Below are 26,625 nucleotides of genomic sequence, written 5' to 3'. Positions count from 1 at the left end.
GTGTAATTTGGTTGGGCGAACTGGAAGAGACTTGGAGATGTCGGCGTCGGAGTTGGCGTCGGCGTCGGCGTCGGCGTCGGCGTCACATCAATGCCTTGATATTGAATACTCCGCACTAGGTAGTCGGAACTATCGCTTTTGATGGAGGTGCTAGTGGCGTAGGCAGCGGTGGGGCTATCGTAGGGTTTGGCGGAGAACCGTAATTCGTCAAAAGCAACGCTAGTGGAATTTGCTTGTATCTGGAATGTGAAATTGCCATCGGGACTATCGCCAATGAAAGTCACTCCATCTGAAGAGACACCGATCGGTTTTTGAGGGTTAGGAGGGGTGAGGCGAGCGATCGTAAAATTGCTGGCCGATACCTCCGTCCCATTATTAAAGAGTTTCAGCAAACCAACTTCATTGCCTTGATCGTTCACTGTAGAACTTGATTTGGGAAGTAATCCACTCACGCCGATCGTGGCGCTAGTGATGTCTTTGTTATCTGCCCATTTCACCTTCAGCGTCTGAGATAGATTGGCGTTGGGGTCATAGTTGATTTCCGCCCGATATTTAGTGGCGTCGGTGAACCAACCACTATAAGAGCCGTAGACACCAATACCAGCCGGAGCGCCGTAGCTCAACCCGCTTTTAGGGGTTTCGTTCGGTGCTAACGTGAGGTTGGCGATGGCTTCAGGGCTAGTGTAGTTCGTTTCAAAGCCATCAAAAGCTATCCCAGACAGTTGGATGCCTTGATTCTTGGCGGCAGTAGGCCATTGTGTAATTAGGTCAGCGATGCTGCTGTAATTAGTGGTTGTACCCAAAGAACCAGTGAATGAAGTAGCCATAGCTTCTCCTTTGATGATGAGTAATTAAGGATTAGAAGTGACTGAAAACCAGAGGTTGGGCTTTCTTGTAGCGATCAATCGCTGCAAGAAAAATTTCCTCATACGTGGCGGTAAATCAAGTAAAAATGCTTGCCCAATCAGCATCTGAAGGTATTGTTGCCCCCGATCGAGTGTAGAGTGTAAATAATTACACCTACTTACGCCTATTTACATAGAGATATTTAACTTTCATCATCAATAAGTTTGATCCGGAAAAATTGCGCTCTTTTTTTCAGCCCTATAAAAAGGGGGTTTTCCACATCTGTAGAGGAAGGAGAGCTTAAATCCCTGATTTCGACCGCCCAAGAGGCAGCTTTCACTGATTCAGCGCGCAAAAGTGAATCAGGAGAGACAATTATGAGTAAAAATACTTAAAATTTTATATGTCTAAGCATCACCCAGTTGGGAATTTCTGAAAATTGAGGTTCGGGTGTAAGTTAAATCTGATTCCATTAAAAATGCGATGGTCAAAAACCAAGTTTATTGGTGATCCGTAATGTGATTGACGATCGCTAAAATATGTCAAATGGGTTCTATATAAGGAGTGAGTTGATTCATTCAAAAACCCCTCATGTTATATTTATTTGTATTTACTTACTTAACGAGCGATGAACTTGTCAAAGCGTAGGTTGTGGTTGTTGGGAGCGATCGCCATTACTGCAATAGCGATCGTTACTCTGCTATTTGCTCCTGCTAACAACAAAGTCAACAGCGGTTCTACTTATAATAGAGCGCCGGACGGCTACGGAGCATGGTATGCTTTTATGTCAAAACGGGGAACCGAGGTTCAGCGCTGGCAAAAACCTTTTGAAGACTTTGCTAAAAACCAAGATGCAAAACCGCCCACTACCCTTTTACGTATCTATAGTAAATTGATACCAGAAGTTGTTTCTGATACAGAGAAAAAGTGGGTGGAACAGGGCAATACTTTGGTAAATTTGGGAGTTCGCGCACCAGTGACACCAGCACCTTTTAGTAGCTTGCACCTAGCTTCAGCCGGGGAAATCAAGATTGATACGGGGCGGAGATACCCCAGCAGCGAAAAACAAATTTTAGACGATCAATTTGGGGCAATTGTTTGGAAAAAAAACGTGGGAAAGGGTACAGTTTATTTTGCCAGCACCTCCCATTTAGCTGCTAATGCTTATCAGGATTTTCCCGGTAATTATGAATTTTTAGCAGGGCTGGTTACTCAATTAGAAGGTGGAGAACCAGAAATAGAAGGGGCCCAGCAGGCTCTAGCAGTGAAATTAATCCAAAATTCGAGCGACCCGCAAAGCCAGGGAACGAGTAAAATCCTCAATAAAGTCTGGGTAGACGAATACATTCACGGTTACAAAGATCCCGAAGTTATTGAACGCGAATACCAGGGAAACTTATTCACTTATTTAGCCAAAACTCCTCTATTTCCAGTTTTGATACAGGGTACAATTATTTTACTCGTTGCTATTTTTGCCGGGTGGAACAGGTTTGGACAGCCTGTAACTTTATCAGCGCCGCAGGTTGACAACAGCGAAGCTTACATTCAAGCATTAGCGGGTGTTTTACAAAAAGCAAACAGCACAGATTTCGCCGTAGAAATTATCGGCAAAGAAGAACAGTTACAACTGCAAAAAGCATTATTATTGGGACAGACATCGCTGGAAAGTGAAACCCTAACAAATGCTTGGGTTGAGCAAACAGGGCGAAAAGCGGCAGAATTGTCAGAAGTTTTGCCCTCGCCATCTCACAAACGCCGAATCAGCGATTCAAATTTGCTAGCCTGGTTGGGTAAATGGCAGCAGATCCGTCAACATCTCCCCTCTGACAGGAAAAATCTAAAATGAGCGAAACAAACTCGATTTTTAAACGCCTCAGCCAAGCCCTCGACAAAATAGTTGTGGGTCAATCTTCCACAGTACAGCACTTGCTAGTAGCACTTTTGAGCGGCGGCCACGTGATTGTTGAGGGAGTCCCTGGAACCGGGAAAACTCTACTTGTAAAAGCGATCGCCCAATTGATTCAAGCAGATTTTCGCCGCATTCAACTAACGCCGGATATTTTGCCGTCGGATATCTTAGGAACGAACATTTTTGATTTTGAAAGCCACAGTTTTACCCTGAAAAAAGGGCCAGTGTTTACTGAAGTTTTGCTGGCAGATGAAATTAATCGCACGCCTCCGAAAACCCAGTCAGCATTGCTAGAAGCAATGGAAGAACAGCAGGTAACGTTAGACGGTGAGACTTTAGCTCTGCCAGAATTATTTTGGACGATCGCTACTCAAAATTCCCTAGAATTTGAAGGCACTTATCCGCTACCAGAAGCTCAGTTAGACCGATTTTTATTTAAACTTGTGGTTGATTATCCCGAGGCAGCGGCAGAAAAGCAAATGTTGCTGAATGCAGAGGCAGGATTTCGCGCCAAACGCCTCGATTTAGCTAGGATCAAATCTTTAGCAACGGTAGAGCAAATAATTAGCGCCCGTCAAGCAGTACAAACAGTCAAAGTAGAAGAGAAAGTGCTCGATTACGTGCTAGCTTTGGTACACAATACGCGAAAACATCCCGATTTGGCATTGGGTGCTTCTCCGCGATCGGCAGTAGCTTGGTTGCAAAGTAGTAAAGCTCACGCTTGGCTAGCCGGCAGGGATTATACTACTCCTGATGATGTCAAGGCGATCGCACTGCCGCTTTTGCGTCACCGTCTGATTCTCAAACCAGAATCGCTGCTAGATGGCTTGCAAATTAATTCGGTAATTGCTTCGGTATTAAAACAAGTCGCTGTACCGAGGTAAACTGAAATATAACTATGACGATCGCAATCAAAATTCTGGATCAGAATGATGTAAATATTCTCAAGAATGTCGATCCAGATGTCTTTGACAACTCGATCGATATCCCACGTACTGAAGAATTTTTGACAGACTCGCGGCACCATCTGGCTGTTGCAATCGATGACGATAAAGTTGTCGGCTTTGTCTCAGCAGTTCATTATGTTCATCCCGACAAAGCACGTCCCGAACTGTGGATTAACGAGGTTAGTGTAGCAGAAACTTATCGTCGGCAAGGTTTGGGGAAGCGTTTGATGAATGCAGTATTTGAGGTCGCTCGTGAGTTGGGTTGTACAGAAGCTTGGGTGCTTACCGATCGCGAAAATACAGCAGCGATGAATCTGTATTCGGCTGTTGGTAATCCAGAAACACCGAGCGATCATGTTATGTTTACGTTTCGTTTGGAGGAATCGAATTCCTGACAAAAAATCTTTATTACGCAAGTATTGTAGGAATTGAGCGCAAAAATACCACACCAGAAGTATGAAGAAGTCTCTAAACGAAGTCAAGAAGCTTGAAGACCTTCCAAACATTGGGAAATCAATGAGTGCGGATTTGCGAAGCATTGGTATTGAGCAACCAGATCAACTTAAAACGCGATCGCCATTAGAAGTCTTTCACGAACTTGCTAATGTCATGGGACATCGCCACGATCCATGTGTACTTGACGCTCTCATTTCTGTCAAAAGATTCCTCAATGGCGAACCAGCTAAGCCTTGGTGGCGTTATACAGGTGAACGACGCAAGCTACTTGCAAATCATGTAAAGGGAGAAAGCAAATGAAATTCGGATATACAATTATTTACGTTGCTGACGTACTAAGTTCATTGACTTTTTTTGAAAGGGCTTTTGGGTTCAAAAAGAAGTTCATTGATGAATCAGGAGATTATGGTGAACTTGACACTGGGGAAACAACTTTATCTTTTGCTACACATTCTCTAGGCGCGTCAAATTTCCCAAATGGTTATATTTCGGCTGATTCATCGGATAAACCTTTGGGTGTTGAAATAGCACTTACCACTGATTCAGTAGAAATGGCACATCAACAAGCGATCGCAGCAGGTGCATTAGAGTTAAAAGCACTTCTCAAAAAACCTTGGGTCAGATTGTTTTCTATGTTAGATGTCCAGACGGAACTCTCGTTGAATGGTGTACACCAGTATCTTAATCAGAAATTTTAATGATTCCTGCTATTCGCCTTTATTTCCTGTTAGCGATCGCAATTCCGATCGCCCTTTTGCTCGCTATGCTTGTAAATCAGCAGACAAGTATTATCGGCACTTTGCTATTTGACTGTGTAATTGTAGGTCTAGGCATTATCGACGCACTGCGCGTAAAATCTCATCGGGTGCAAGTGACACGCCATCCGTTGCACAGACTTTCGATTGGGCGAGACAATCCGGTTTTACTGTCAGTGCGATCCTCTCCGAGGGCTGCGCTAACGGCAAATCAAACGGCTAAAATTCGCCTGCGCGACGCCTATCCGCTAGAGTTTGATGTCTCTCAACCGATGCTGGAAGCAGACCTCAACCCTAACAGCGATCGGGAATTAACTTATACAATTCGCCCGTCTAATCGCGGAGAATATAAGTGGGGAGACATTCAAGTGCGGCAGTTGGGAAATTGGGGTTTAGCATGGCACGACTGGAAAATACCTGCTAGTGAAAAAGTGGCAGTTTATCCCGATTTAGTGATGTTGAAAGAACTCTCTATTCGGCTAACATTGGAAAATAGCGGCACAATGCGTGGGTTACGAAAACTTGGCATGGGAACTGAATTTGCCGAACTGCGGGAATATGGTATTGGTGACGATCCTCGCTTGATTGATTGGAAAGCTACTGCGAGGCGATCGCGCCCTTTAGTCAGAGTTTTAGAACCCGAAAAAGAGCAAACTTTGATTATTTTACTCGACAGGGGACGGCTGATGACGGCGCGAGTGCAGGGTTTGAAGCGCTTTGACTGGGGAGTGAATGCAGCGCTGTCTTTAGCCTTGGCTGGACTAAATCGGGGCGATCGCGTGGGAGTCGGTGTGTTCGATCGGGAAATCACGACTTGGATACCGCCGGAACGCGGTCAACATCAACACTCTAAATTAATTGAACGCCTTGCGCCAATTCAGCCAGTTTTGTTAGAACCAGACTATGTTGGTGCTGTAACTAAATTAGTAAGTCAACAAACTCGCCGTGCATTAGTAGTGCTAATTACTGATTTAGTAGATGTCACAGCTTCTACAGAAATGCTTTCCGCCTTAGCGCGTTTAACACCTCGTTATTTGCCTTTTTGCGTAACTTTGCGCGATCCTCAAGTTGACCAAATCGCTCACACTTCCACCGTAGAAATTACACCTGCTTATAATCGTGCTGTCGCTTTAGATTTACTAGCACAGCGTCAGGTAGCTTTTGCACAGTTGAAACAAAAAGGAGTTTTGGTTTTGGATGCACCAGCAAATCAAATTAGCGAGCAATTGGTTAACCGATATTTGCAACTTAAGTCTCGGAATCAGCTTTGATTTTTTCAGCTTCCGAAGCATTCGCAAAGTAAGGTAAAGGCCCTTTGAGAACCGACCAGTTTTTATAGATGAAACCGATTACCCAAGGGGCTGACAAAGCAAAAAACAAGACGCCTAGCTGTATTTGCGATCGAAATACATCTAGAGTGCTTCCTGGTTGATTGTCTAAAAATGTTGTAGATGACAAATCCCAAATTACCCAAATAATATTTTTCAAAGCTAGAAAAAATATTAATACAAGTAAGCTGCGGGTTTTTACATACAAAATTGCGTGTATGAAGGTTGCAATAACACTATATATAAAATTATAAGAAATTAGAGACAGTAGGAAAAAAGCTATTATTGCTCGGGTATTTCCCCATTTTGCAGCCCATCTGTGTAAGATAATAGCCATTAAAATAAAGGCAGAAAATATGGGAGATAGTGCATAATAGATAGCCAAAATCAAGTAGTAAAACGCTGGAAAAAAGGTTTTTGAACCTCTAATTAAAATACTGCTATTTCTATAATCAATCAGTATTTTTTCAACAAAAGAAGGTACAATAAAAGACAAAGGATAATAAAATATTCGGAATACACCTAGTGCGAAAACCACGCTAGCGATCGCCAGACCTACTAATGGCAACCATTGGTAGCGTTCGGGAACTTTACCAACCAGATATTTAATTTCAATTCCCGCTAGCCTGCATTGTCGCCACACCAAAGCCAGTATCAAAATCGATAAATAAGTTCCAGCTATTTCATCAACTAATGGATCTAATGGTGTTTTACCATCGAACGGTATCCCCCGTGTATATCCAATCATTCCTATTTGAAAGTAAATGCCTATACCCAATAAGAAGTACCATCCAAATATATGCCGAACCTTGATGATAAAAAAAGGATTGTCTTCGGGAGATGGGATGTTAGTAATAGTCATGATTTTAATTAATTACTGGACTCGATATGGGTAGGTAAGGTGCTAGTTTGGGCAATTTAACGTCAAATGTATTCACAGACTGCTGTTTGACCGTTAGATTTAGATCCCCCCTAGCCCCCCTTCTTAAGGGGGGAACCGGAAGTCCTCAAAGTCCCCCTTCTTAAGGGGGATTTAGGGGGATCGAGACTTGTCGATAAATGAGAAATACAAAGGTTGTCAGGCTTAAGTTGACACCGATGTAGCCGATCGCCTTTTACTGCAATACATCACCAACAGCGCAAACAACCCGATCCCAGCCAAATACTTCAACGGATCGGGAATTGCCGGATTTGGCGATAAAAAACCCTCGATGGTACCAGCAATTACCAGCATCGGCACAATCCCAAATACCAATTGTGCAGCTTGAGTACCGTAAAACTTCATGGCATCAGCACGGCGATATTTGCCAGGAAAAAAGATAGCGCGGGCGATGATTAAACCAGCGCCGCCAGCTAAAAAAATCGCCGGCAATTCTAGGGAACCGTGAGGAAATACAAACGCCCAAAAAGGGTAAGCTAAATTGTGCTGAGCGACTAAACTGGCGATCGCGCCGATGCTCACTCCATTAAATGCCATAATATAAACAGTGTAAAGACCGAAAACAATCCCTCCCCCAACAGCCGCAAAACATACGGATAGATTGTTAGTCATAATACCGCTAGAAGCTAAAGGTTCGATTCCCACAATTGAACCCATCCACAATTTCCCGTCATCGCGTACCGTTTTAATCAAATGTCCAGGAACTACTAGGGACAAAAACGCTGGATCTTGCCAAGCAAACCACCAAGCAATCAACGCCATTACTAAAAAAATACCCGTCGCAGTCGCCGTATAACCAAACGTCTCCTGTACCGTAGCCGGAAAACCCCAGCGGCAAAACTCCACTATAGCTTCCCAATCTTGGCGGCGCGAACCTTGGTAAATTTGGGTGTAGCCACGAGAAGTTAACCTTTGTAAATCTTGTAACAAAATATTACCGACTTCATTTGTCCTAGCCCTAGCCAAATCTGCCGAAACAGAACGGTACAAACTCGCTAATTCCCTGATTTCAGACGCAGGTAGGGACTTTAGCCCCTTTTTTTCTACTTGCTGTAAAAGAGTGTCCAACCGTTTCCAGTTGGGTTCCCGCCGCGCGATCCAACGTTTAATATTCATAAAGTTTTCACTAAGTTCTATTAGATATAGCTTAAGATAGTTGTAAATTTTCCGCCTCAGACAATTACACCCATCCAGTCATGCCTAAAAAAAATCTTAGTTCTTCTGGACCAACAGGCCCCTTGAGCGTCGGTAATGTTGTTAGTGCTAGTTTGCGTATTTACCGCGACCATTTTAAGTCATATTTTAGTTTGGCATTGGTAGCTTATCTGTGGTTGTTAGTTCCGATTTACGGTTGGGCTAAATATTCTGCGATCGCAGGGCTCATTTCTCGTCTGGCTTTCGGTGAAGTTAGGGAAAAGCCAGAGGCTGTCAGTGATGCTCGCCGTGAGGTGAATCCTCGGATGTGGAGTTTTTTATGGGCGGGTATATTGACATTTCTGATTTTCCTTGGGGTATCCTTGGTAGGCGGGATCGCGATGTTCTTTGTGGGAATGGGTGCTGGTGCGCTCTTTGGGCAAAATTTCACACTGGTTGCAGCTTTCCTGCTAGTTGCAGTCATTGCTTTCTTAATTATATATATCCGACTTTTCTCTCGCTTGCTGATTATTGAAGTGCCGCTGGCGATCGAAAATAATATAGGTGCTAGTTCAGCAATCGGTCGCAGTTGGAAATTAACTAAGGGGTCGGTGGGACGCATTCAGTGGATAGTTTTTGTGGGCATTTTGGTCTCACTCCCGATCACGATTGTTGTGCAGATACTTACTGTGATCTTTCAAGTTGTTTTAAGTAAAGTGTTGGGCGCAGAGTCTGGTCTATTTTACTTAGTTTATTATATTATGATTGTGGGAGTGAGCATTGGCAGCGGTGCGCTTGTGACTCCTTTTTGGCAGGCTATGAAAGCCATTATCTACTACGACGTTTGCAGCCGCAAAGAAGGTTTGGGTTTGCAAATGCGAGATCGCTAATTCAGCCTCAGTCAAAACATAAAATTTGCTCAACTTTATGCGACTTTTTAATCGCTTCACTCTCCACACTCCCGAAAGCGTTGAACTCGAATTTACCTTAGCCGGAATTGGCAACCGAGCATACGCATTGCTGATAGACTATATCATTTTGGGTTTAATCATAGTAGTGTTTCTATTAGGTGCACTGATATTTAATTCAGTGTTGCTTGAGACGATCGCAAAGTTGCTAGGAAGTACCAATCGCTTAGAACTCTGGTTGATAGCACTTCAGGCATTAATTGGTTTTTTCATTTATGTAGGTTACTTTGTATTTTATGAAACCGTGTGGTCGGGTCAAACACCAGGCAAGCGTTATGTCAAAATCCGAGTAATTCGGGATGATGGTCGTCCCGTCAGGCTTCCGCAATCAACACTACGGGCTTTGCTGCGACCTTTTGACGACTTATTTTTTATAGGTGTATTTTTCATAGTTTTAAACCAGCGGGAAAAACGTTTAGGAGATTTGGTAGGAGGCACCATGGTAATTCAAGAAGAAAAACCTCTGACAACTACTGCATTAAAAGTATCAACATCGGCTCAATCCCTAGCAAATAAACTGCTGATAGAAGCCGATATTTCCAGCTTGCTGCCAGAAGATTTTGCTGTAATTCGAGAGTATTTGCACCGGCGCGAAGCTATGATACCAAATGCCCGAAATGAAGTGAGCAAACAACTGGCTAGTCAGGTGAAACAAATCATTGCTTTGGACAAACTGCCGATGAAAGTTGATGCTAATGTTTTTTTAGAGGCTGTATACCAGGCTTATCAGCAGCAAGCTGACAATTAATATCAAGTCCGGTTAATTACTTATAAATCCACGGGCATAGGGAATTGTTCATTAATCTGACTAAAGCAGAAGTTATGCACTTACCCTCCTCTGATTTGTTAAGGGCAACTCTACAATAAACTCACTTCCTTCGCCAACCTGACTGACGCAACTCAGCTTGCCGCCGTGAGCTTGAACAATTACCTGATAGCACACTGAAAGTCCTAAACCCGTACCTTTACCCACAGGTTTAGTAGTAAAAAATGGGTCAAAAATCTTGTCTTGAATTTCAGCAGGAATGCCAGTTCCCGTGTCGCGGACAGAGATTGTTACCCAGTCCGGCTCGCTTTGCCAACTACGAATGGTTAATTCCCCCGGTTTGTTCGTTGACTGGAGCGCATCTAAAGCATTGTCAATCAAATTATAAAATACTTGGTTAATTTGACTGGCATGACATTGGACGGGCGGCAAACTGCCGTATTGCTTGTCTATTTTGATATGGGTTTTTAGCTTATTTTGCAGCATCAAGAAACTGCTTTCTAAACCTTCATTCAAATCTACTGGTTTTAATTCAGCGTGGTCTAAACGAGAAAAATTTCGCAGCGTCATCACGATCGAGCGAATCCTCCCGCTGCCTTCCCGCATTGAATTGATCAGTTTACCAAAGTCTTCTCGAATGTAATCGAGTTCTAGTTCTTCATTGATTCTGACAATTGCTTCCGCTGCTTCCGGGCAGGCATTTCCGGCTTGTTCTAGAGCTTCGTTCAAGGCTTTAAAATATTCTTTAGCGTGAAACAAGTTAGCGTGGATGAAATTGTTGGCATTGTTAATTTCATGAGCAATTCCCGCTACCATTTGCCCCAAACCTGACATTTTTTCGCTTTGAATCAATTGCTGCTGTGCCGATCGCAATTCTTCTAACGCAGCCTGCAATTGCTGGGTTTGAGCTTGAGATTTTACCGCAGCATCTTGGACTTGGCTATAAAGTTCTGCTTGCTGAATGGCGATCGCCATTTGGTTGGCTATCTGGGATAGCAACTCCATTTCTTGCCGCTGCCAATTGCGGGTATCCCGGCACTCATGAGCAATCAGCAAACCCCACAGCCTACCGGGAAATTTAGGATTATAGCTTGCCGCTGTTTCGGGGGAACTTTCTTCAGTTCTCGATGTAACAATCGGCACGATCAGATTAGCTTTAACCTGCAAACGGTCTAAGAAATCAACGTGACAAGGCTCTAAACCAGCATTAAAAATATCATTAATGGCTTTGACTCGCCCTTGCTGGTAAAGATCCGCGTAATCTCCCCGGAAACACTTATCCGCCCCCATATCTCCTAAAATTGAAGGCCAAGGGATCACCATATCTTCAACAACCACTTTTCCTTGCCAGTTGTCTTGAAACTGATAGATGATTACTCGATCGCACTGCAACATTTGGCGGACTTCCCTCACCGCTGTTTGTAGAATAGTTTCCAGATCGAGGGTACTGCGAATTTGGTTGCCTATCAGCCGCAGCAGAGATTCTCGTTCGGCTTGGCGCCTGGTTTTGCTATAGAGTTTGGCTTGATTGATCGCGATCGCCAATTGCGATCCTACCCCTTCTAAAAGCTGCCTTTCCCAATCAGTCCATTCCCGTTCGCGATCGCACTGATGCAAGCCAATTATGCCATTCACTTCACCTTGATAGCGAGTAGCTACTGCCAGCATTGACTTAATCTCCAAAGCTTCGGCAATTTTTCTGGTTTGTGCATTCAATCCCGGAAAATCGAGAAACTTCGTCAATGCTAGGGACTCTTGCTGAGACACGACTGCAGCCAAATGCGGATTGTCAGTCATCGGTACTTTCATTCCCAGTTGGATCGGATAGTCCCCCCCGTTGTACTCTCCGCGCGTAACTAAAGTTTTTTCTGTATTTGATTCTTTGACTAAAATGCTCACGCGACTGCACTCTAACGCTTGCCCCAGCAATCGGCAGGCCGATGTCAAAATTTCTTCTATGTCAAGTGTACTGCGAATTTCGTTATTAATTTGGTTCAGCAAGTTTGATAACTGAACTTGCTGCTGCATCTGCACGATTAGGGCTTTTTGTTGGTCTACTTCCGGCAGCGAAAGACTTTCTTCCTGCCTCCAGTTTTCAGATTCAGACAACCGCGAAGTTACTCTCTGCCAGGGGTTTTCGTGTTCTTGTATTTTTAAAGACATATTTACTCAGGAGTTGTACAGTATTTTGATTGAGTCGGTTTTTTAAACCTATGCTTACCCCGCCAACAGCCCCATCGCAGCTACCAGGACTTTTGGAATATCTTAAGACATTATAAAGGATGCAGCCTGAGCAAAGCAATTATTTGCTTTACAAATATTTATATTTAGCAAGTATGCCCTCTGTCGCCCACAATACTAATTGGCGCGTGGCATGGAACTTGGTCAGATGTCAAATAGAGTTAACCGCCCGCTTAACCGAATAAAATTAATATAAAATCTATCTTTAGTTCAATGTTTGCGCGCGCTCGATCGACATGGAAAACTCAATTCCCGACAATTTTCCTTCGCCACCAAGAACCGACAACCTTATATCTGGATTAATAGGTAAAGACCAGATTAAAATAGCTTTGGCGATCGGCAATTCCCGGCTGCACTGGGGATTATTTGTGGGCAAAACCCTGGAGAAAACATGGGATACAGAGCATCTCAATGCTGATACTGTTTCCCCGCTCTCGGAGCAGGAAAAGGCAGAATATTTGGTGCAAACAGTAATGAGGTCGATCGAGGAAATATCTTCTCAAAATCTCCTTTGTCTTCCTGCTACTACCGCTTTTTCTAATCCTCACACACTTTCTTTAGTGCCGCTGCCTCTAATATTGGCTTCAGTAGTTACCCAGCAAACAGCAATTTGGCAGAGTTATCCTGATGTCCGAATTATTACTTTAGACCAGTTGCCGATCGGGGGACTCTATCCTACCCTGGGAATTGACAGAGGTTTGGCTGTACTGGGCGCTGGCAACCAATTGGGTTGGCCAGTTTTACTTATAGATGCTGGTACAGCTTTAACATTTACTGGGGCTGATGTCAATAGGTATTTAGTTGGGGGCGCAATCTTACCAGGTTTGGGTTTGCAGCTATCGTCGCTAGGTAAAAAAACTGCTGCATTACCTTTAATCAGTTTACCACAAAATCTGCCGCACCGCTGGGCGAAAGACACTGCTGGGGCAATTCAAAGCGGAGTTGTGTATGCGACGGTGGCAGGAGTTAGGGATTTTATTGAAGATTGGCGGTGTTTGTTTCCTGATAGCAAAATAGCGGTCACGGGGGGCGATCGCACTATGCTTTTAAAATACCTCACCGCAGCCTTTCCCAATACAGCTTCCGCAGTAATTGACGCACCCGAAGCCATTTTTTGGGGAATTAGCCTATTGAATGTTGACTGTTGACTTTTACCAATTACCAATTACCAATTCACTTAGCAAATTCCCGAATATACTTAGCAACAACATCCGGGACTTCCTGCGGCAAATTGCTTTCACCCGGACTGACCAATTGCAGTTCGGCATTAGGAGCCAGAGCAGCATAGGATTGACACAGAGACGAAGCTGCGGGAGTATCTTCAGAACCGTGTAACAGCAAAACAGGCGCTTTCAGCAAAGGCAAATTCTCATCAACTAATTCCGCTGTAATTTCAGCCCGCCGCCGCCGCAACAGCAACTGCACGGCAACTGGGGACTGAATCAACTGCTGTCTGAACTTTAGCAGTCTGTCAATCTTGTTTTGACTGCCCAGCAATTTAGCAATTGGATAGATCGATCGCAGCAACCACAAAGCCAACGGAGGTTTGCCGATCAGCCAGCTAGCCGTCTGCCACCGCCCCCGCCGGTTGCCAACCTTGAGGCCTTCTGGGGCCAACAAAACCAAACCCTGAACTCGATCGGGATATTTGATAGCGTAGCTGGTTGCCACCCAACCACCCAGAGAGTGAGCGATTAAATAAACCTCTCGCAGCTTCAAAGTATCGAGGTATTGAGCCAGACATTCTACTTCCAAGTCGATCGAATAATGAAGATTCGGGCGTTCCGAGTCGCCAAACCCGAGCAAATCCGGTGCGAAGCAGTGGTAGTAGGGGCTCAAATGTTCGATCGTCCTCAGCCACTGACTGCTGTCGTGCCAAGAACCGTGCAAAAATACTAAATTAGGGCCTTGACCGACTTCGTGCCAAAAGATTTGCCCTACAGAGAGTTTGACCCGAGAATTGCGTCGCAGTGAGTACATTCGGTTAAATATTTAGTAATAAAAAGATGATTAATTTAATGTTCAGAGATTGTGAATAAAAGTAGGAAAACATTAAAAATTAATTCCACACTCATCACAGACAATTTTTGACGGCGAGGTAATTTCCGACTTTTCTCAAATTTCGATGCCCCGCCGATTTACGCCAAAGTTGTCAGGCCTTGAAAATAGTCCTGTAAGTGTTGGTCGTTATCGTGGCTGAGCGCGCCCTCCGGCAGCGATGCGGGAAAAAAAGCCTCAACCTCGCTGACTTCAAGCGTATCCTGAACTTGCATCTTTCCCTCTACCTCTGCTGCCACCACGATACAAATCGAGTGCAGGCGAGGGTCTCGATCGGCAGCCGAATAAACACCCACCAAGCGACGGATTTTGACTAAATCGAGTCCTGTTTCCTCCGCTAATTCCCGGCGCACTGTCGTCGGAATATCCTCTCCCCAATCCACCATACCTCCCGGCAGTCCCCAGCGACCGTTGTCGCGGCGGCGAATTAACACAATTCGCCCGTCAGGCAATACGGGAATCACCGCAGTACCAGTGACGGGATGTCGAAAAATCAGTCCCAGCACAGTTTGTACAATTTGCCACAATCGACGCATAAACTCAAAAGCTTGTTTAGGAGATAATAACTTCAGGCCTCCTAGCTTGCAGCTCCGGAGTCTTAATTTTTAATTTTTCATTCACGCTAGAGCTCTGGCAAGTCTGCTAGGATCTCCGCCGCGTGAGTTTCTGGTTTGATTTTCCGATAAACCTTTTCAATCCTACCATCTGGGTCGATCGCGAAAGTCGATCGAGTAATTCCCATAAATTCTTTTCCCATAAACTTTTTGAGTCCGTAACAGCCGTAGGCGGTAGCAACTTCGGCGTTTGAGTCGCACAGCAGGGGAAAAGGCAGTTGATATTTAGCTGCAAACTTGGCGTGGGCCCCGGCCCCGTCTGTACTGACGCCGAGCACTGAAATATTGCGCGACTGGTACTCTAAGTAAATGTCGCGAAAGCCACAAGCTTCTTTGGTACAGCCTGGGGTATTGTCCCGAGGGTAAAAGTAAAGTACAACTCGCCGCCCTCGAAAATCTGCAAGGCTGACGACATTGCCTTGCGCGTCGGGCAGGCTGAAGACAGGAGCTACGTCACCGGGATTGATAGTCATTTGTCGTAATTTTTGTCAGTAGTTTATAGAAATATTCGGCAAGAGCGAAAACCTTGCCTCCCATCGGGCCCGCATTCCCAGCGACTTGAATCCCGGTGTTCTTTTTTCTGGGTCTTGTACCGTGTGTGCTATGATCGTCATCGGTCTAAAATTGAGTATAACTAGCCAACGTAAAAACTTAACTGGATTAGTTGAGTGCGTAGTCACACCTAACGGTGTTGCGGTTTAGGAAAGCTAAATTTGAAGAAAACCTAACTACATAAAGAGAACTGATCGAGTACGGTACGGCATACCGGAATTTACGCTTGGGGAGAAGACACCTATATTTTGGCGGGAGCAATCCTGTCGCCAGTAAGTGACTTCGCTGAACCAAGAATCTCAGTCACCAAGAGTGCACGGAGTGTCAACCTTAAGAATCCCCGGGCGTGAAAGCCCGGGGACTGTCAATGTTTATTAGTGAGGTCAGAATGGCTAAGCGCCGCAATCTCAAGAAAGAGAAGGCACAACGAAATCAAGCATACGCTCGCAAGTTTCGCAAGCGGAGAAATCAAGATATGTTCTCCAACAAGAGAAGACGATTTGACGGTGGCAACGGCGGTGGCATGGGCGCCATGAGCGGCGGCAGAGACAAAGATATGGCTGCTGCTGAAGATTAATTGCTGAGGCTATCTGCCGAACTTAGAACCAGAGTGGAAAACACGATCGTTCTTTCGTAGAGATAGCCAGCCGGAATTTGTCCAATAATTCAACGATGTTTAGGCGAGTCGATCGCGCGCAGCGATAAGTGATTTTCTCACTTGTTCAAACCCGGTACCCCCGTAACTATTGCGAGCCGCCACCACTTGCTGAGGTGCGATCGCGCTGTAAATGTCTGTCTCAAAGGCTGGGTGCAAGTCTTTCCACTCCTCAAGTGTCAAATCTTTGAGGAGTTTGCCCCCCGAAAGGCAAGTTTTGACGACTTTGCCGACAAGGTTGTAAGCTTCCCGGAAGGGAACGCCTTTGGCGGCCAAGTAGTCGGCTACGTCTGTAGCGTTAGAAAAGTCTTCCGTAACTGCAGCAGCAAGGCGATCGCCGTTAAACGCGATTCCTTCCCGCAGCAAAATGGTCATTGCTTCCAAGCAACCCTGTACCGTTCTTACGGTATCAAACAAAGCCTCTTTATCTTCTTGTAAATCTTTGTTGTAGGCCAAAGGAAGTCCCTTCACTACTACCAACAAGGCTTGCAAGTTACCGAACACCCGCCCCGCTTTGCCCCGCACCAACTCCGGCACGTCGGGATTTTTTTTCTGGGGCATGATGCTAGAACCAGTAGCGCAGCTATCTTTGAGGGTAATAAATCCAAATTCGTGAGAAGACCACAAAATCATTTCTTCTGACAAGCGGCTCAGGTGTACCATAATCAAGCTGGCTGCAGCGAGAAATTCGATCGCAAAATCTCGATCGCTCACTCCATCTAAGCTATTAGCATAAACCTTGTCAAACTGCAATAGTTCTGCCGTATAATGTCGGTCGATCGGGAAAGTAGTCCCCGCCAGCGCGCCACAACCCAAAGGCGAAACATTCACCCGCTTGCAGATATCGCCGAGACGTTCCCAATCGCGATCGGTCATTTCAAAATAAGCTAACAGGTAATGAGCCAAACTGATCGGCTGAGCGCGCTGCAAATGAGTGTAACCGGGAATTAAAGTTTCCACGTTACGATCGGCAAGATCGAGCAAAACCCCTTGAAATTCCCGTAATTGCTCGCGAATTTCTGCGATGCGATCGCGCAAATACAAGCGAGTATCAGTGCCGGCTTGATCGTTGCGCGATCGGGCCGTGTGCAACTTTTTCCCCGCATCCCCCACGATCTCCGTCAGTCGCTTCTCTACTGCGAAGTGAACGTCTTCTGCATCAACTCCCGGAACAAAAAGTCCTTGGCGGTATTCGCGGCGGATCTGTTCCAAACCATTGACTAACTGTTCGCCTTCTGCTGCGGAAATAATCCCCGTTTTGGCCAGCATTTTAGCGTGAGCGACAGAACCAGTCAAGTCATACTCAATCAATTCAATATCGAAGCCAATACTAGCATTGAATCGGGCGATCGCCGGGTGGAGCGCCGATTCAAATCTTTGACTCCAAGTTTTTTGTTGTGTTGTCATTGCTCAAGCTAAAACTAGATTGTATCTCTCTTGCAGAAGTCTATAAAAACCGATTTTCAGCAAAGACTTTAGTCTTTCTTCCGGTTTGTAGTCAGCACTTTAGTCCTCCCTTTCCAATTCGGCAAGAAAAAACTCCAGTCATGACTACAAACTTTTTATACATCTTTTGAACCGAAAAAACTGAATTATGGACTACAAAATAGGGAAACTTTTGCTCCATCAGAAAGAAGTGAAGCTTGGGCTACAAACTTTTTAAATCTTACATCCCTTCCCGATAGTTTCTTCGACAATAACTCTAACGAAAAATCCCTTTAAAGAACCAGCCCACAAAAATACCTATAAAAAAAGCTCCTATTTGACCAGTCGAAACAAAATTGTTCCAAGCTTTCTGGAAATTTGTAAAAATTTCGTAACTTTGAGCCAAAACCACCGTCGAACTCAAATGAGATTTCAAAACTAACACGTGAGCGACATCGTTCCAATTAATCGAACTGGTTAATCCAGCAGTAATTTCCGGCATTAAATTAACTATCATGGTGATTTTCTCCTGCTAAAGGTGTGACCCTCAGTACAACCAGTGTCATGTCATCTTCGTTGCGATTGCCGATGCCTATAAACTGGTGTACGCGATCGAACAAATAATCCAGAATCTCTTCAGACTGCTGGTAATTTTGACAGGCCCACTGAAAAGCCGAGGTCAAGTTATCCTCATCAAACCGATCGCCCCTTTGATTAGCAGCATCGGTAAATCCGTCTGTGTAATAAATAATAGTATCTCCTGGCTGCAATTGCACTTGAGCTTCTTGGTAATGCGAATCAGCATCCAGGCCAATTAACATTCCCTCCAAAGTATCGAGCTGAATAATCGAATTAGTTGCAGCTTGCCACAGCAAAGGCGGGTGGTGAGCAGCATTGCTGTAAGACAAAACGCGAGTTTTCGGGTCGTACTCCGAATAAAACAGAGTCACAAAACGGTGGGAATTTTCCAAATCCGCGTGCATAACCCGGTTTAAATGTTGCAAAATTCTCGACGGCGAGTGGCGGTTCAACACCTCCGCCCGCAGCATACCCCGTGTCATAGTCATCAACAGGCCAGCAGGTACTCCTTTGCCCATCACGTCGCCGATCACAATGCTCCAGCGGCCTTTGTCGATTTTGGACTTGAGATTTTTAATTAGGGATGGGGGGTTTTCCCCCTCATTCTCCTTGCCGATCGGGTCATAGTCAGCGGGAATAAAATCATAATAATCTCCCCCGACTCTGCTAGCAGTTTGGCAGCGGGCGGCCACGTCAACACCGGGAATTTTTGGACAACTGCGGGGTTGCAGCCGCAATTGAATTTCCGCCCCGATTTCTAACTCTCTGTCTAAGCGGTCTTTTTCCGCCAACTTAACAGTAAGTTCGTCTTTGCAAATAGCCACGGCGGTTTGATCAGCCACCAACCGAACTAATTTTTGTCTGCTGGGAGTCCAGAGATATTGTGGGTCACTGCTAAAAACATAAAGCCGCCCGCGTTCCAAATTATTGACTAAAATTGGCGCCCCAAACAAATGAACATCTGGGCCCAAATAACGACCGACTTGCAGGTCTAGACTAGAAGTTTGCCCAGAGGTTTCCGAAAACGATCCAGCAGTAGCGCCCGCACCTGCTGTAGCTTGCCTGGTGGCTATTTCCAGCGCTTTTCGCATATCTTGGCACTGCCGTCCTTCCTGACAGTGCAACTGCTGGAACCTGACTTGACCGTTGGGTTTGAACAGCACTAAAGCTCCCCCGTCGGCGTCCGTAACGCGAGTCGCCACCAAAGGCACCAACTCCAAAAATTGGTTGAGATTGTTAAAACTTCGCAGGGCAAATCCCAGCGAACCCAACATATCTTGAACGTTGTGCTGATATCGGTGCAAACGCGCCACCAGTTCTTTGAGGGCAAATACTGGCGTCGCGTCGGTGGAATTGCGACCCGAAGGGCGGTCCGCAGGTTGAGGTGAGGAGCGAGGCAAAGGCACAGCAGTCATTTTAAATTTGTGATTTTCGATCTTAGACGCAGGAGGAATGATTGAGGACTTACGGGCCACTTGAACAGAAACCCGTTTTTTTTTCGAGCAAGTAGTTTGGTTTGAGCGAGTAAGTTGTGCAGTAGGACATTGGTATCAACTTAAGTCTAAAATTCTTAAGAAATTGCGTTTATAGCTGAGTCTAGATACCCCATAAATCCACGCTGCTTGCTCGACTTGGGGGGCCCAAGACCGCAGCGGCTCCCCTTAAGAAGAAGGGGGACTTTGACCATTTCCTGTCCCACCAGACTATCAGGGGGGCGCCAGGGGATAGGGAAGAATGTGCAATCAGACAGCCGACTGATACTACATTTGAGCTTAATTTGACACGCTTGCTTTGGCTCGCGGTTTGAGCCCAACCAAGTAATAACAGAACGAAGGTATTGTTTCTAGATATTTATTTTTCACTTGATCGCTCGTGGCGATCGGCGCAAGTCCTGCGATGCTAGTTTGAGGTTAATAATTTGAGATTTTGAAGATCTGTGTCCGCCTCCCAAAGATGGGGGCGGCTGGCAAATGCCTCATCAATCTAAAATCTAAAATCTAAAATCGAGTAGGGCTTCCACAAATTCGTAACTAGAAAACGGACGCAAGTCTTCGATGCTTTCCCCGACTCCAATAAAGCGGATTGGCAGACCAAGCTGCTGCACTACAGCTAGGGCAACACCACCTTTAGCAGAACCGTCGAGTTTTGTCAATACTACTCCGCTTAATTTTGCCGATTCTGCGAACACTTCTGCCTGTCGCAAACCATTTTGACCCAGTGTGGCATCCAAGACCAGTAGAGATTCTACGGTAGCGCCTGGGGCTTTCTTATCTACAATGCGACGGATTTTACTTAATTCGTCCATCAGATTTTTTTTGTTTTGCAGGCGGCCTGCGGTGTCTACGATCAGCAGTTCTGTGCCTCGGGCGCTGGCAGCGGCGATCGCATCAAACACGACAGCAGCCGGATCGGTATTTTTCCCTGGGTTGGCAATAATTTCAACGCCGCTGCGGGAACCCCAAACTTTCACTTGTTCGACGGCGGCGGCGCGGAAAGTGTCGGCGGCGGCAATCAGGGTTTTGTAGCCGGATTTTTGGGCAATATGGGCAAGTTTGCCGATCGTCGTAGTTTTGCCCGCACCGTTAACTCCTACGATCAACCAGATGTTAAAAGTGTCTTTTTCCGGGGCAAATGTCAGGCTGTAGGCGGGATTACCGGCGGCGGTTTCGGCACAGGGAGCGTCCAGAATATCGCGCAGAATCGTTTTCAGGTAGGCTAGAGCCTGTTCTGGCGGCAGCACTTCTTGTGTGAGTCTTTCTTGGAGGCGACTGATAATGATGTCGGTGGCTGCGACTCCGACATCAGCTTGCAGCAGCAAAGTCTCAATTTCGGCTACTGCGTCTTGATTGAGCGGGCCTTGACCGACGATCGCCTTTAGTCGATTAATTAAGCTGCGACGAGTTCTTTCTAAGCCTTTCCGCAGTTTTTGCAGCCAAGTGATTTCTTCGACGGATACTTGGTCTGGTCGGCGGCCTTGACTTGCTAAAATTTCTGAGGACCACAGGAAGCCTTCGTCAAAGGCGAAACCGGGAATTTCTTCGATAATTGCCGCTCTCTCGGCGGCGGCTGCAATTACTTCTGGTTCTTCAAGGGCTGTTTCTTTGAGACGTTCGATGCGCTCCATGCGATCGGCCTGAGCTCTGGCCCAAAACGGCAGGGCTTCGGCTGCTTCGCCGTCGGATGCGAGTGATGCGGTTTCTACAACCTCTGTTGCAGGTTCGGCAATTTCTATATTTTCTGCTGTAACTTCTAATTGTTGAGCAACAGGTGCAATGTCGATCGCCCCGGCTGTGGGTTGCAGAGTTTCTGCAATTTCTGCTGGCTGGGCTGCATCGAGTTCCGAAACCTCGGTTGCTTCAACTGTTGCTGGTGCTGCAACTTCTGGAACTTCTGCAACAGTTGGTGCTGTGGGTGCTGGTTCAAGTTCGATCGGCTCGGTTGCTTCAATAGTCGCAACTTCTGCAACTGCCGCGCTTTCTGCTTCGGCTGCTGGAACATCGGGCGCTGCTGTCTCAGAAACTTCTGTTTCAGGTTTTTGCTGTTTTTGAATATTTTTGTAAGCAGCTTTTGCCCAATTGAGATAATCTTCGGCTACAGCAGGAGAGCCTTGCTCTGTTGCATTTGTTTGAGGCTCAACCGGTGCGGATTTTGCCGACTCATCTTGCGGCTGTTCGGGGGTTGCCTCTGTTTCAGAAGATTTGCTTTCGCTGTACTGGCGACGAAACCAATTAAATACCATAGGAAATTGGGAATATAGTTATTAGTCCTTAGTTTAGAGCGGATTGCGAATTGCGGATTGTGGATTGCTAATGACTCTGGGTAAGGTTCGCGCCGGCGTGCACCCTCCGGGTAAGGTATTCACCAAGCACCCGGAGGACTAAGGACTAAGGACTAAGGACTAGGGACTAACAACTTCTGCATTGATTTTATCGACTACTCGGCGGAGGACTCCGTTAATAAAGCGATGTCCTTCGTCGCCGCTGTAGCGTTTTGCTAGTTGGACGGCTTCGTTGACGCTGACTTGTTCGGGTAAGCCGAGATATAGCATTTCGGCGATCGCGATTCTCATGATATCTCGATCGATCCGGGGCAACCGTTCTATTTGCCAGTCTACAAGGGCTTCCGAGAGCAATTCATCAATTTGAACACGGTTGGCGCTGACTTTCGTCAGGATTTGCAAAGCATAGGTGCGGACATCTTGCTGGTTGGCTAGCTGGATCAGTTCTGGAAACTCCATTGCTGAACCGAGACGGTTGATTGCTGTTTGGGTGAGTTCGACTGCTTCCCGCACCATTGTTCTAGCACTTTGTATATCGGCGGCGCGGATTTCGCTAGCAAGCAGTTTGTCGCTACTCCGCTGCACTTCGGATGCTGCTGCTTCTAAGGATTCTTGAACTTCTGTTGTCAGGGTACGGATGGCGGCGAGGAGAACATCTTGCAGTTTCTTGGCTTCTAAGAGTTCTGGATTCGTCGGCAGTTGGCTGATGCCGAGGAGTGCGAGTTCGCGTGCTGTTTCGCGGGCTTTTTTCATAGTTTTTAGATAGGAATTGAGAATTTAGGAAGTTTTTCGATCGCGCGCGGACTTGAACTTTAGCAGAAAACTCGACTAAAAGCGGTACAAGACCAGCCGTCTGACTCGCCAGCGGCGGGTAGTTTACAGATAGTTCACTGTCAAACCTAAGATTTATGCTCGAAACCGGGTGTCTGAGTATAGGCTTTCTCGGTTTGGGCTGGTTTTGTCGAAATATTATCTGCGATGGGGAAAGTTTACACTGTCTTACGGGCCACTAAAGATGTCTTGGTTCACTCTTCTTCGACTGGGACAGCCTGGTATCTTGATTCGGATACCAAGGGTTCGAGTGTTTTGCCCTTGATTTTTTCGGGGCTTACTGGAACTGAGTTGCTGGGGTTGACGATGCCGCCAGAGATGATGACTTTAAAGGCATCTTCGATCGACATTGACAAATTGACTAAATCTGCTTCGGGGACGATAGCGTACCATCCGGTAGTGGGGTTCGGAGTGGTGGGGATGAAAATGCCGATCGGGGTTTCACCGGAAAGGTGAGGTGGGATGTCGTTACTCTCGATCGTACCGGTCACAAATGCTAAAGTCCAGATTCCCCGCCGGGGATATTCCACTAACACCACGCGGCGAAATTTGTCGTTTGAGTTGAGGAGGGTTCCCAGCAGTTGTTTGAGGGTTTTGTAAACCGAACCCGCTAGGGGAATTGCCTGCAACACCCGTTCGCCAAAGTCTAGCAGCCACTTGCCGAAAATGTTGCGGGCCATTAAACCGATGACTAAGATGCTCAGCAGGGGTACAGCCAGCCCTACTAAAAAATTCAGCAGATTCACCAAAATCGGGTGGAGCCCGTCAAAAGGGTTGATCTGCTTGGGAATTTTGGTGAGAAAATTGATCACCCAACTGGCGACGGTAATTGTCAGCCAGATGGTGGTAGCTAAGGGGATCACTACCAATAGTCCTGCGATCAGGTCGTTTTTTAAGTCTTGTTTGATGCGTTGGAGCACGGCGGGTCAAATCTCCTCGTAACTGGTTGCCAATAACCTGAATAAAGCTGAGACTAAAGCAACTGCACGGGCTTTACTGGAAGTCACCATAGACGATGGTTTTCAATTCTGCTAAACCCTACCCTTTCTGAGGGGGAAGAGTTAGGGATCGCCGGTGCTGTACCTCTATTTTAAAGAATTATTGCAAGTTGGCGCTTGGTTTTAATATATGCGGGCTGTGCAGCAGCTCACCGTATTGTATATTTTAAGACACTTTGGGTTGGTTCAATCAATAAGCCGATCGGTCAGAGGCAGCCAGGGAGTCCAAGTGTAGGGAGTCCAGAGAAAATTTTCTGCGATCTGTATAGGAATTTAATTGGTCGATCGAGCTTTCTCAGATTTTCGGCTGGGTGGCACTTCGTTGTACCGAACTCAGGGGAACCTCTGCAGGTTGAGTGCCGTGTCTCTGCCAAAACCTATCTTTGGATAGATGCAGTACGACTATTTCTTGGTGTGTAGAGGTGATTTTTGATGGGCGACAGGGATAAACAAAGCAACAGTTCGCTACCATGCAACAGTTGCATGGTAGGCAAATCCGGCAAAAAGTAAAGCAGACAGACCAGCAACTTTGACTTTTTTGACAGGATTGATTGATATTTAGGAAATAAGGGCAGAATTCAACCGAATTCGAGCTTGAGAGGAGCGGCAAAGCAATATAGAATTAACTTGGGCATCACTACAAAAAAAAATAATCTGCCAAACGAGGTAGCAGTAGTTAGTAGCAAGCGAGATAAATTACTACATAGCTAGTTGTTTATAGCCAGAAGCGCGAAACTATTTGTTTAACAGGGTATAGCTAAACTGCTGCATAGAAGCAAGACTCCAGCGATGCCGATTTCTTGGAAGCCGACGAAAGTTAAGGAAAAACAACCGTACTAGCCGCTCAAGTCAGAGCGGGGATTTACCTCGCTGCAAACAGCAAAAGACTTGATTAGAAGCTAGGATTGAGATATGAATGCTCAACTCATGAAACCAATTGATTTTTACATTTTTTTATGCCATTAAAAACGCAAAAATTTTTTGGGCTTCACGGAACCAGCCGCAGCCCGATCAAATTTTGTGTCCGCTAATTAATATTTAAGTAAAAGGAATTTTTGTGAAAACGCTCAGTATCCTCTTAGTAGAAGACAGTCCCCTAGATGCCGAACTGATTGAGGCATATCTAATGGATGGCGGGCTCCAATTTTCTCTGGTGTGTGTGGAAACTAGAGAAGACTTTGCCACGGCGCTGGAAAAACAACGTTTTGACATTATTTTGGCAGATTATATGCTGCCTTGTTTTAACGGGATAGCTGCGCTGGAAATCGCCCACACTACTTGTCCGGGAGTGCCGTTTATTTTTGTTTCGGCTACTTTGGGCGAGGAAGTGGCGATCGAAACTTTGAAAAGCGGCGCTACTGATTATGTTCTCAAACGCCGTTTGATACGGCTGGTGCCGTCGATTGAGCGGGCCCTGCGGGAAGTTCAAGAACGGAACGATCGCAAGCAAGCCGAAGCACAGCAGCAGGAAAGCGAGGCTCGATTTCGGATTATGGCAGATACCGCGCCGGTGATGATTTGGATGTCGGGTACTGACCAACTTGGCGATTACTTTAACAAAGTTTGGCTGGAGTTTACCGGTAGAACTTTGGAACAAGAAATGGGCACGGGTTGGATGGAAAACTTGCACCCAGATGACTTGCCAGAATGTCTGGATATTTACCAAAAAGCCTTCGACGCTGGCAGCGAGTACCGGATAGAATGCCGTTTGAGGCGTTATGACGGGGAATACCGCTGGGTTTTGGGTACAGGCGTACCCCGGTACAGGCCCGATCGCACTTTTGCAGGTTACATCGGTTCTTACATCGATATTAGCGATCGAAAACTGGCCGAACAAGAACGCGCTGCGGCGTTGTCCCGCGAACAAGCAGCGAGGTTGCAAGCAGAAGAAACTGCTAAAGCGCTGCAATTGGCAAACGATAAAATTACGAACATTCTCGAAAGCATTACCGATGCTTTTATCGCTGTTGATTTAAATTGGAACTATACCTATGTTAACCACCAAGCTATTGAGCTGTTAGGCAGACCAAAAGCAGAACTGATCGGTCAAAAAATTTGGGATATATTTCCCGGGGCAGTTGATTTACAGTTTTACAAAATGGCTACCAAAGCATTAGCAGAAAAGGTAACAATCGAGTATGAAGAATTCGTACCGTTATGGAAGAAGTGGTTGAAGATGCGTTTTTATCCTTCCGATTCGGGTTTGTCGGGTTACATCCAAGATGTTACAGATCGCAAGCAAACAGAAGCTGCACTCCAAGCTAGCGAAGAAAAGCTGAGAATGTTAGCCGAAGCTAACTTGATAGGAATTATCTTCGGGGATGTCAACGGCGGCATCATCGAGGCCAATGATGAATTTTTGCGGATAGTTGGTTACACGCGGGAACAGTTGCAGCGCGGGGAATTAAATTCGATTGACATCACACCGCCGGAGTACCAGTCTCTCGACAAGAAGGGTATGGCAGAGGCACAAGCAACGGGGGCTTGCACTCCCTACGAAAAGGAATTCTGGAGGAGAGACGGCAGCCGGATTCCGGTGTTGATCGGATATGTTTTGCTGGCCCAAAAGCGGCAAGAATCTGTGGCTTTTATTCTTGACTTGACAGTTGGCAAGCAATTGGAAAGAGAACTGCACGATCGAGCCCAGGAATTGGCGCGGGCGAACCGGATTAAAGACGAGTTTCTAGGAACTTTGTCCCACGAATTGCGGACGCCACTGAATGCGATGCTGGGATGGGCACAACTGCTGCGAAACCGCAAGTTTGACGAAAAAACGACTGTTCGGGCTCTGGAAACGATCGACCGCAATACACGATCGCTGGCAACTCTGATCGAGGATTTGTTG

At 46.0% G+C, this 26,625-nt stretch carries 25 protein-coding genes; 12 read left to right on the top strand and 13 right to left on the bottom strand.

Annotation, left to right across the window (positions count from 1 at the left end; translation table 11 throughout):
* Positions 1 to 827 (bottom strand): hypothetical protein (locus QUA77_RS25020; protein ID WP_333453178.1); only part of this gene is annotated, 827 nt, incomplete at its 3' end.
* A gap of 647 nt (positions 828 to 1,474) precedes the next feature.
* Between QUA77_RS25020 and QUA77_RS25015 the strand changes: the two genes are divergently transcribed.
* From QUA77_RS25015 to QUA77_RS24990, 6 genes are all read left to right on the top strand, one after another.
* Entirely contained in the window at positions 1,475 to 2,692 is a 1,218-nt protein-coding gene (locus QUA77_RS25015) for a DUF4350 domain-containing protein (RefSeq protein ID WP_333037266.1), read from the top strand.
* Positions 2,689 to 3,639 (top strand): MoxR family ATPase, encoded by a 951-nt coding sequence (locus QUA77_RS25010; protein ID WP_333453176.1) that lies wholly within the window; start codon positions 2,689 to 2,691, stop codon positions 3,637 to 3,639. The genes QUA77_RS25015 and QUA77_RS25010 overlap by 4 nt, the downstream gene beginning before the upstream one ends.
* 14 nt (positions 3,640 to 3,653) lie before the next feature.
* A complete protein-coding gene (locus tag QUA77_RS25005; protein WP_333182520.1) occupies positions 3,654 to 4,097 on the top strand; it encodes a GNAT family N-acetyltransferase in 444 nt (147 codons plus the stop codon).
* Between the two features lie 61 nt (positions 4,098 to 4,158).
* Positions 4,159 to 4,458: a helix-hairpin-helix domain-containing protein gene (locus QUA77_RS25000; protein WP_333037263.1), complete on the top strand. Its 300-nt coding sequence runs from the start codon at positions 4,159 to 4,161 to the stop codon at positions 4,456 to 4,458.
* A complete protein-coding gene (locus QUA77_RS24995) occupies positions 4,455 to 4,856 on the top strand; it encodes a VOC family protein (protein WP_333453173.1) in 402 nt (133 codons plus the stop codon). Before QUA77_RS25000 ends, QUA77_RS24995 begins: the two co-directional genes overlap by 4 nt.
* Complete coding sequence (locus QUA77_RS24990) at positions 4,856 to 6,184, top strand: DUF58 domain-containing protein (protein WP_333453172.1); 1,329 nt, start codon at positions 4,856 to 4,858, stop codon at positions 6,182 to 6,184. The genes QUA77_RS24995 and QUA77_RS24990 overlap by 1 nt, the downstream gene beginning before the upstream one ends.
* Here QUA77_RS24990 and QUA77_RS24985 read toward each other — a convergent pair.
* Positions 6,162 to 7,103, bottom strand: coding sequence for a hypothetical protein (locus tag QUA77_RS24985; RefSeq protein ID WP_333453170.1), 942 nt, complete (start codon positions 7,101 to 7,103; stop codon positions 6,162 to 6,164). The two genes, QUA77_RS24990 and QUA77_RS24985, sit on opposite strands and share 23 nt — an antisense overlap.
* 222 nt (positions 7,104 to 7,325) lie before the next feature.
* Positions 7,326 to 8,297 carry a stage II sporulation protein M gene (locus QUA77_RS24980; protein WP_333453168.1) on the bottom strand — a complete coding sequence of 324 codons (972 nt, stop codon included), beginning with the start codon at positions 8,295 to 8,297 and terminating at the stop codon, positions 7,326 to 7,328.
* 80 nt (positions 8,298 to 8,377) lie between these two features.
* Here QUA77_RS24980 and QUA77_RS24975 point away from each other — a divergent pair, with 80 nt between their 5' ends.
* Positions 8,378 to 9,205, top strand: a complete 828-nt coding sequence (locus QUA77_RS24975; RefSeq protein ID WP_333453166.1) for a DUF975 domain-containing protein — start codon at positions 8,378 to 8,380, stop codon at positions 9,203 to 9,205.
* A gap of 37 nt (positions 9,206 to 9,242) precedes the next feature.
* Positions 9,243 to 10,031 carry an RDD family protein gene (locus QUA77_RS24970; protein WP_333037257.1) on the top strand — a complete coding sequence of 263 codons (789 nt, stop codon included), beginning with the start codon at positions 9,243 to 9,245 and terminating at the stop codon, positions 10,029 to 10,031.
* 72 nt (positions 10,032 to 10,103) lie between these two features.
* Here the strand turns inward: QUA77_RS24970 and QUA77_RS24965 are convergent, their stop codons facing one another.
* Positions 10,104 to 12,212, bottom strand: coding sequence for a GAF domain-containing protein (locus QUA77_RS24965; RefSeq protein WP_333453164.1), 2,109 nt, complete (start codon positions 12,210 to 12,212; stop codon positions 10,104 to 10,106).
* A gap of 119 nt (positions 12,213 to 12,331) precedes the next feature.
* On the opposite strand from QUA77_RS24965, the gene QUA77_RS24960 reads away from it, so the two are divergent.
* On the top strand, positions 12,332 to 12,475 hold the full coding sequence (locus tag QUA77_RS24960) for a hypothetical protein (RefSeq protein ID WP_333037255.1): 144 nt from the start codon (positions 12,332 to 12,334) through the stop codon (positions 12,473 to 12,475).
* 51 nt (positions 12,476 to 12,526) lie between these two features.
* Positions 12,527 to 13,438 carry a pantothenate kinase gene (locus tag QUA77_RS24955; RefSeq protein WP_333453163.1) on the top strand — a complete coding sequence of 304 codons (912 nt, stop codon included), beginning with the start codon at positions 12,527 to 12,529 and terminating at the stop codon, positions 13,436 to 13,438.
* Between the two features lie 25 nt (positions 13,439 to 13,463).
* Here QUA77_RS24955 and QUA77_RS24950 read toward each other — a convergent pair whose 3' ends face one another.
* From QUA77_RS24950 to bcp, 3 genes are all read right to left on the bottom strand, one after another.
* A complete protein-coding gene (locus QUA77_RS24950; protein ID WP_333453160.1) occupies positions 13,464 to 14,270 on the bottom strand; it encodes an alpha/beta hydrolase in 807 nt (268 codons plus the stop codon).
* Positions 14,271 to 14,428: 158 nt separating this feature from the next.
* Positions 14,429 to 14,884 carry an NUDIX hydrolase gene (locus QUA77_RS24945; RefSeq protein WP_333037252.1) on the bottom strand — a complete coding sequence of 152 codons (456 nt, stop codon included), beginning with the start codon at positions 14,882 to 14,884 and terminating at the stop codon, positions 14,429 to 14,431.
* An 86-nt stretch (positions 14,885 to 14,970) separates the two neighbouring features.
* A complete protein-coding gene (gene bcp, locus QUA77_RS24940; protein ID WP_333453159.1) occupies positions 14,971 to 15,435 on the bottom strand; it encodes a thioredoxin-dependent thiol peroxidase in 465 nt (154 codons plus the stop codon).
* Positions 15,436 to 15,902: 467 nt separating this feature from the next.
* Here bcp and QUA77_RS24935 point away from each other — a divergent pair, with 467 nt between their 5' ends.
* Positions 15,903 to 16,091 (top strand): hypothetical protein, encoded by a 189-nt coding sequence (locus QUA77_RS24935; protein WP_006632360.1) that lies wholly within the window; start codon positions 15,903 to 15,905, stop codon positions 16,089 to 16,091.
* 99 nt (positions 16,092 to 16,190) lie between these two features.
* Here QUA77_RS24935 and argH read toward each other — a convergent pair whose 3' ends face one another.
* The 6 genes from argH to QUA77_RS24905 form a co-directional block, all read right to left on the bottom strand.
* Positions 16,191 to 17,576: an argininosuccinate lyase gene (argH, locus tag QUA77_RS24930; RefSeq protein WP_333037250.1), complete on the bottom strand. Its 1,386-nt coding sequence runs from the start codon at positions 17,574 to 17,576 to the stop codon at positions 16,191 to 16,193.
* A 295-nt stretch (positions 17,577 to 17,871) separates the two neighbouring features.
* Complete coding sequence (locus QUA77_RS24925) at positions 17,872 to 18,111, bottom strand: hypothetical protein (RefSeq protein ID WP_333037249.1); 240 nt, start codon at positions 18,109 to 18,111, stop codon at positions 17,872 to 17,874.
* Positions 18,101 to 19,588, bottom strand: coding sequence for a PP2C family protein-serine/threonine phosphatase (locus QUA77_RS24920; RefSeq protein WP_333453157.1), 1,488 nt, complete (start codon positions 19,586 to 19,588; stop codon positions 18,101 to 18,103). The genes QUA77_RS24925 and QUA77_RS24920 overlap by 11 nt, the downstream gene beginning before the upstream one ends.
* 575 nt (positions 19,589 to 20,163) lie before the next feature.
* Positions 20,164 to 21,912, bottom strand: coding sequence for a signal recognition particle-docking protein FtsY (gene ftsY / locus QUA77_RS24915; RefSeq protein WP_333037247.1), 1,749 nt, complete (start codon positions 21,910 to 21,912; stop codon positions 20,164 to 20,166).
* Positions 21,913 to 22,071: 159 nt separating this feature from the next.
* A complete protein-coding gene (gene nusB, locus QUA77_RS24910) occupies positions 22,072 to 22,704 on the bottom strand; it encodes a transcription antitermination factor NusB (RefSeq protein ID WP_333037246.1) in 633 nt (210 codons plus the stop codon).
* A gap of 272 nt (positions 22,705 to 22,976) precedes the next feature.
* Positions 22,977 to 23,702: a DUF502 domain-containing protein gene (locus tag QUA77_RS24905; protein ID WP_333037245.1), complete on the bottom strand. Its 726-nt coding sequence runs from the start codon at positions 23,700 to 23,702 to the stop codon at positions 22,977 to 22,979.
* Between the two features lie 1,135 nt (positions 23,703 to 24,837).
* On the opposite strand from QUA77_RS24905, the gene QUA77_RS24900 reads away from it, so the two are divergent.
* A partial coding sequence (locus QUA77_RS24900; RefSeq protein ID WP_333453155.1) for a PAS domain S-box protein occupies positions 24,838 to 26,625 on the top strand: 1,788 nt, incomplete at its 3' end.

This window comes from Microcoleus sp. K5-D4, assembly GCF_036704575.1.
Lineage (GTDB): Bacteria > Cyanobacteriota > Cyanobacteriia > Cyanobacteriales > Microcoleaceae > Microcoleus.
Note: the sequence above shows the minus strand (reverse complement) of the source record. Positions and strands in the feature narration are given on the sequence as shown.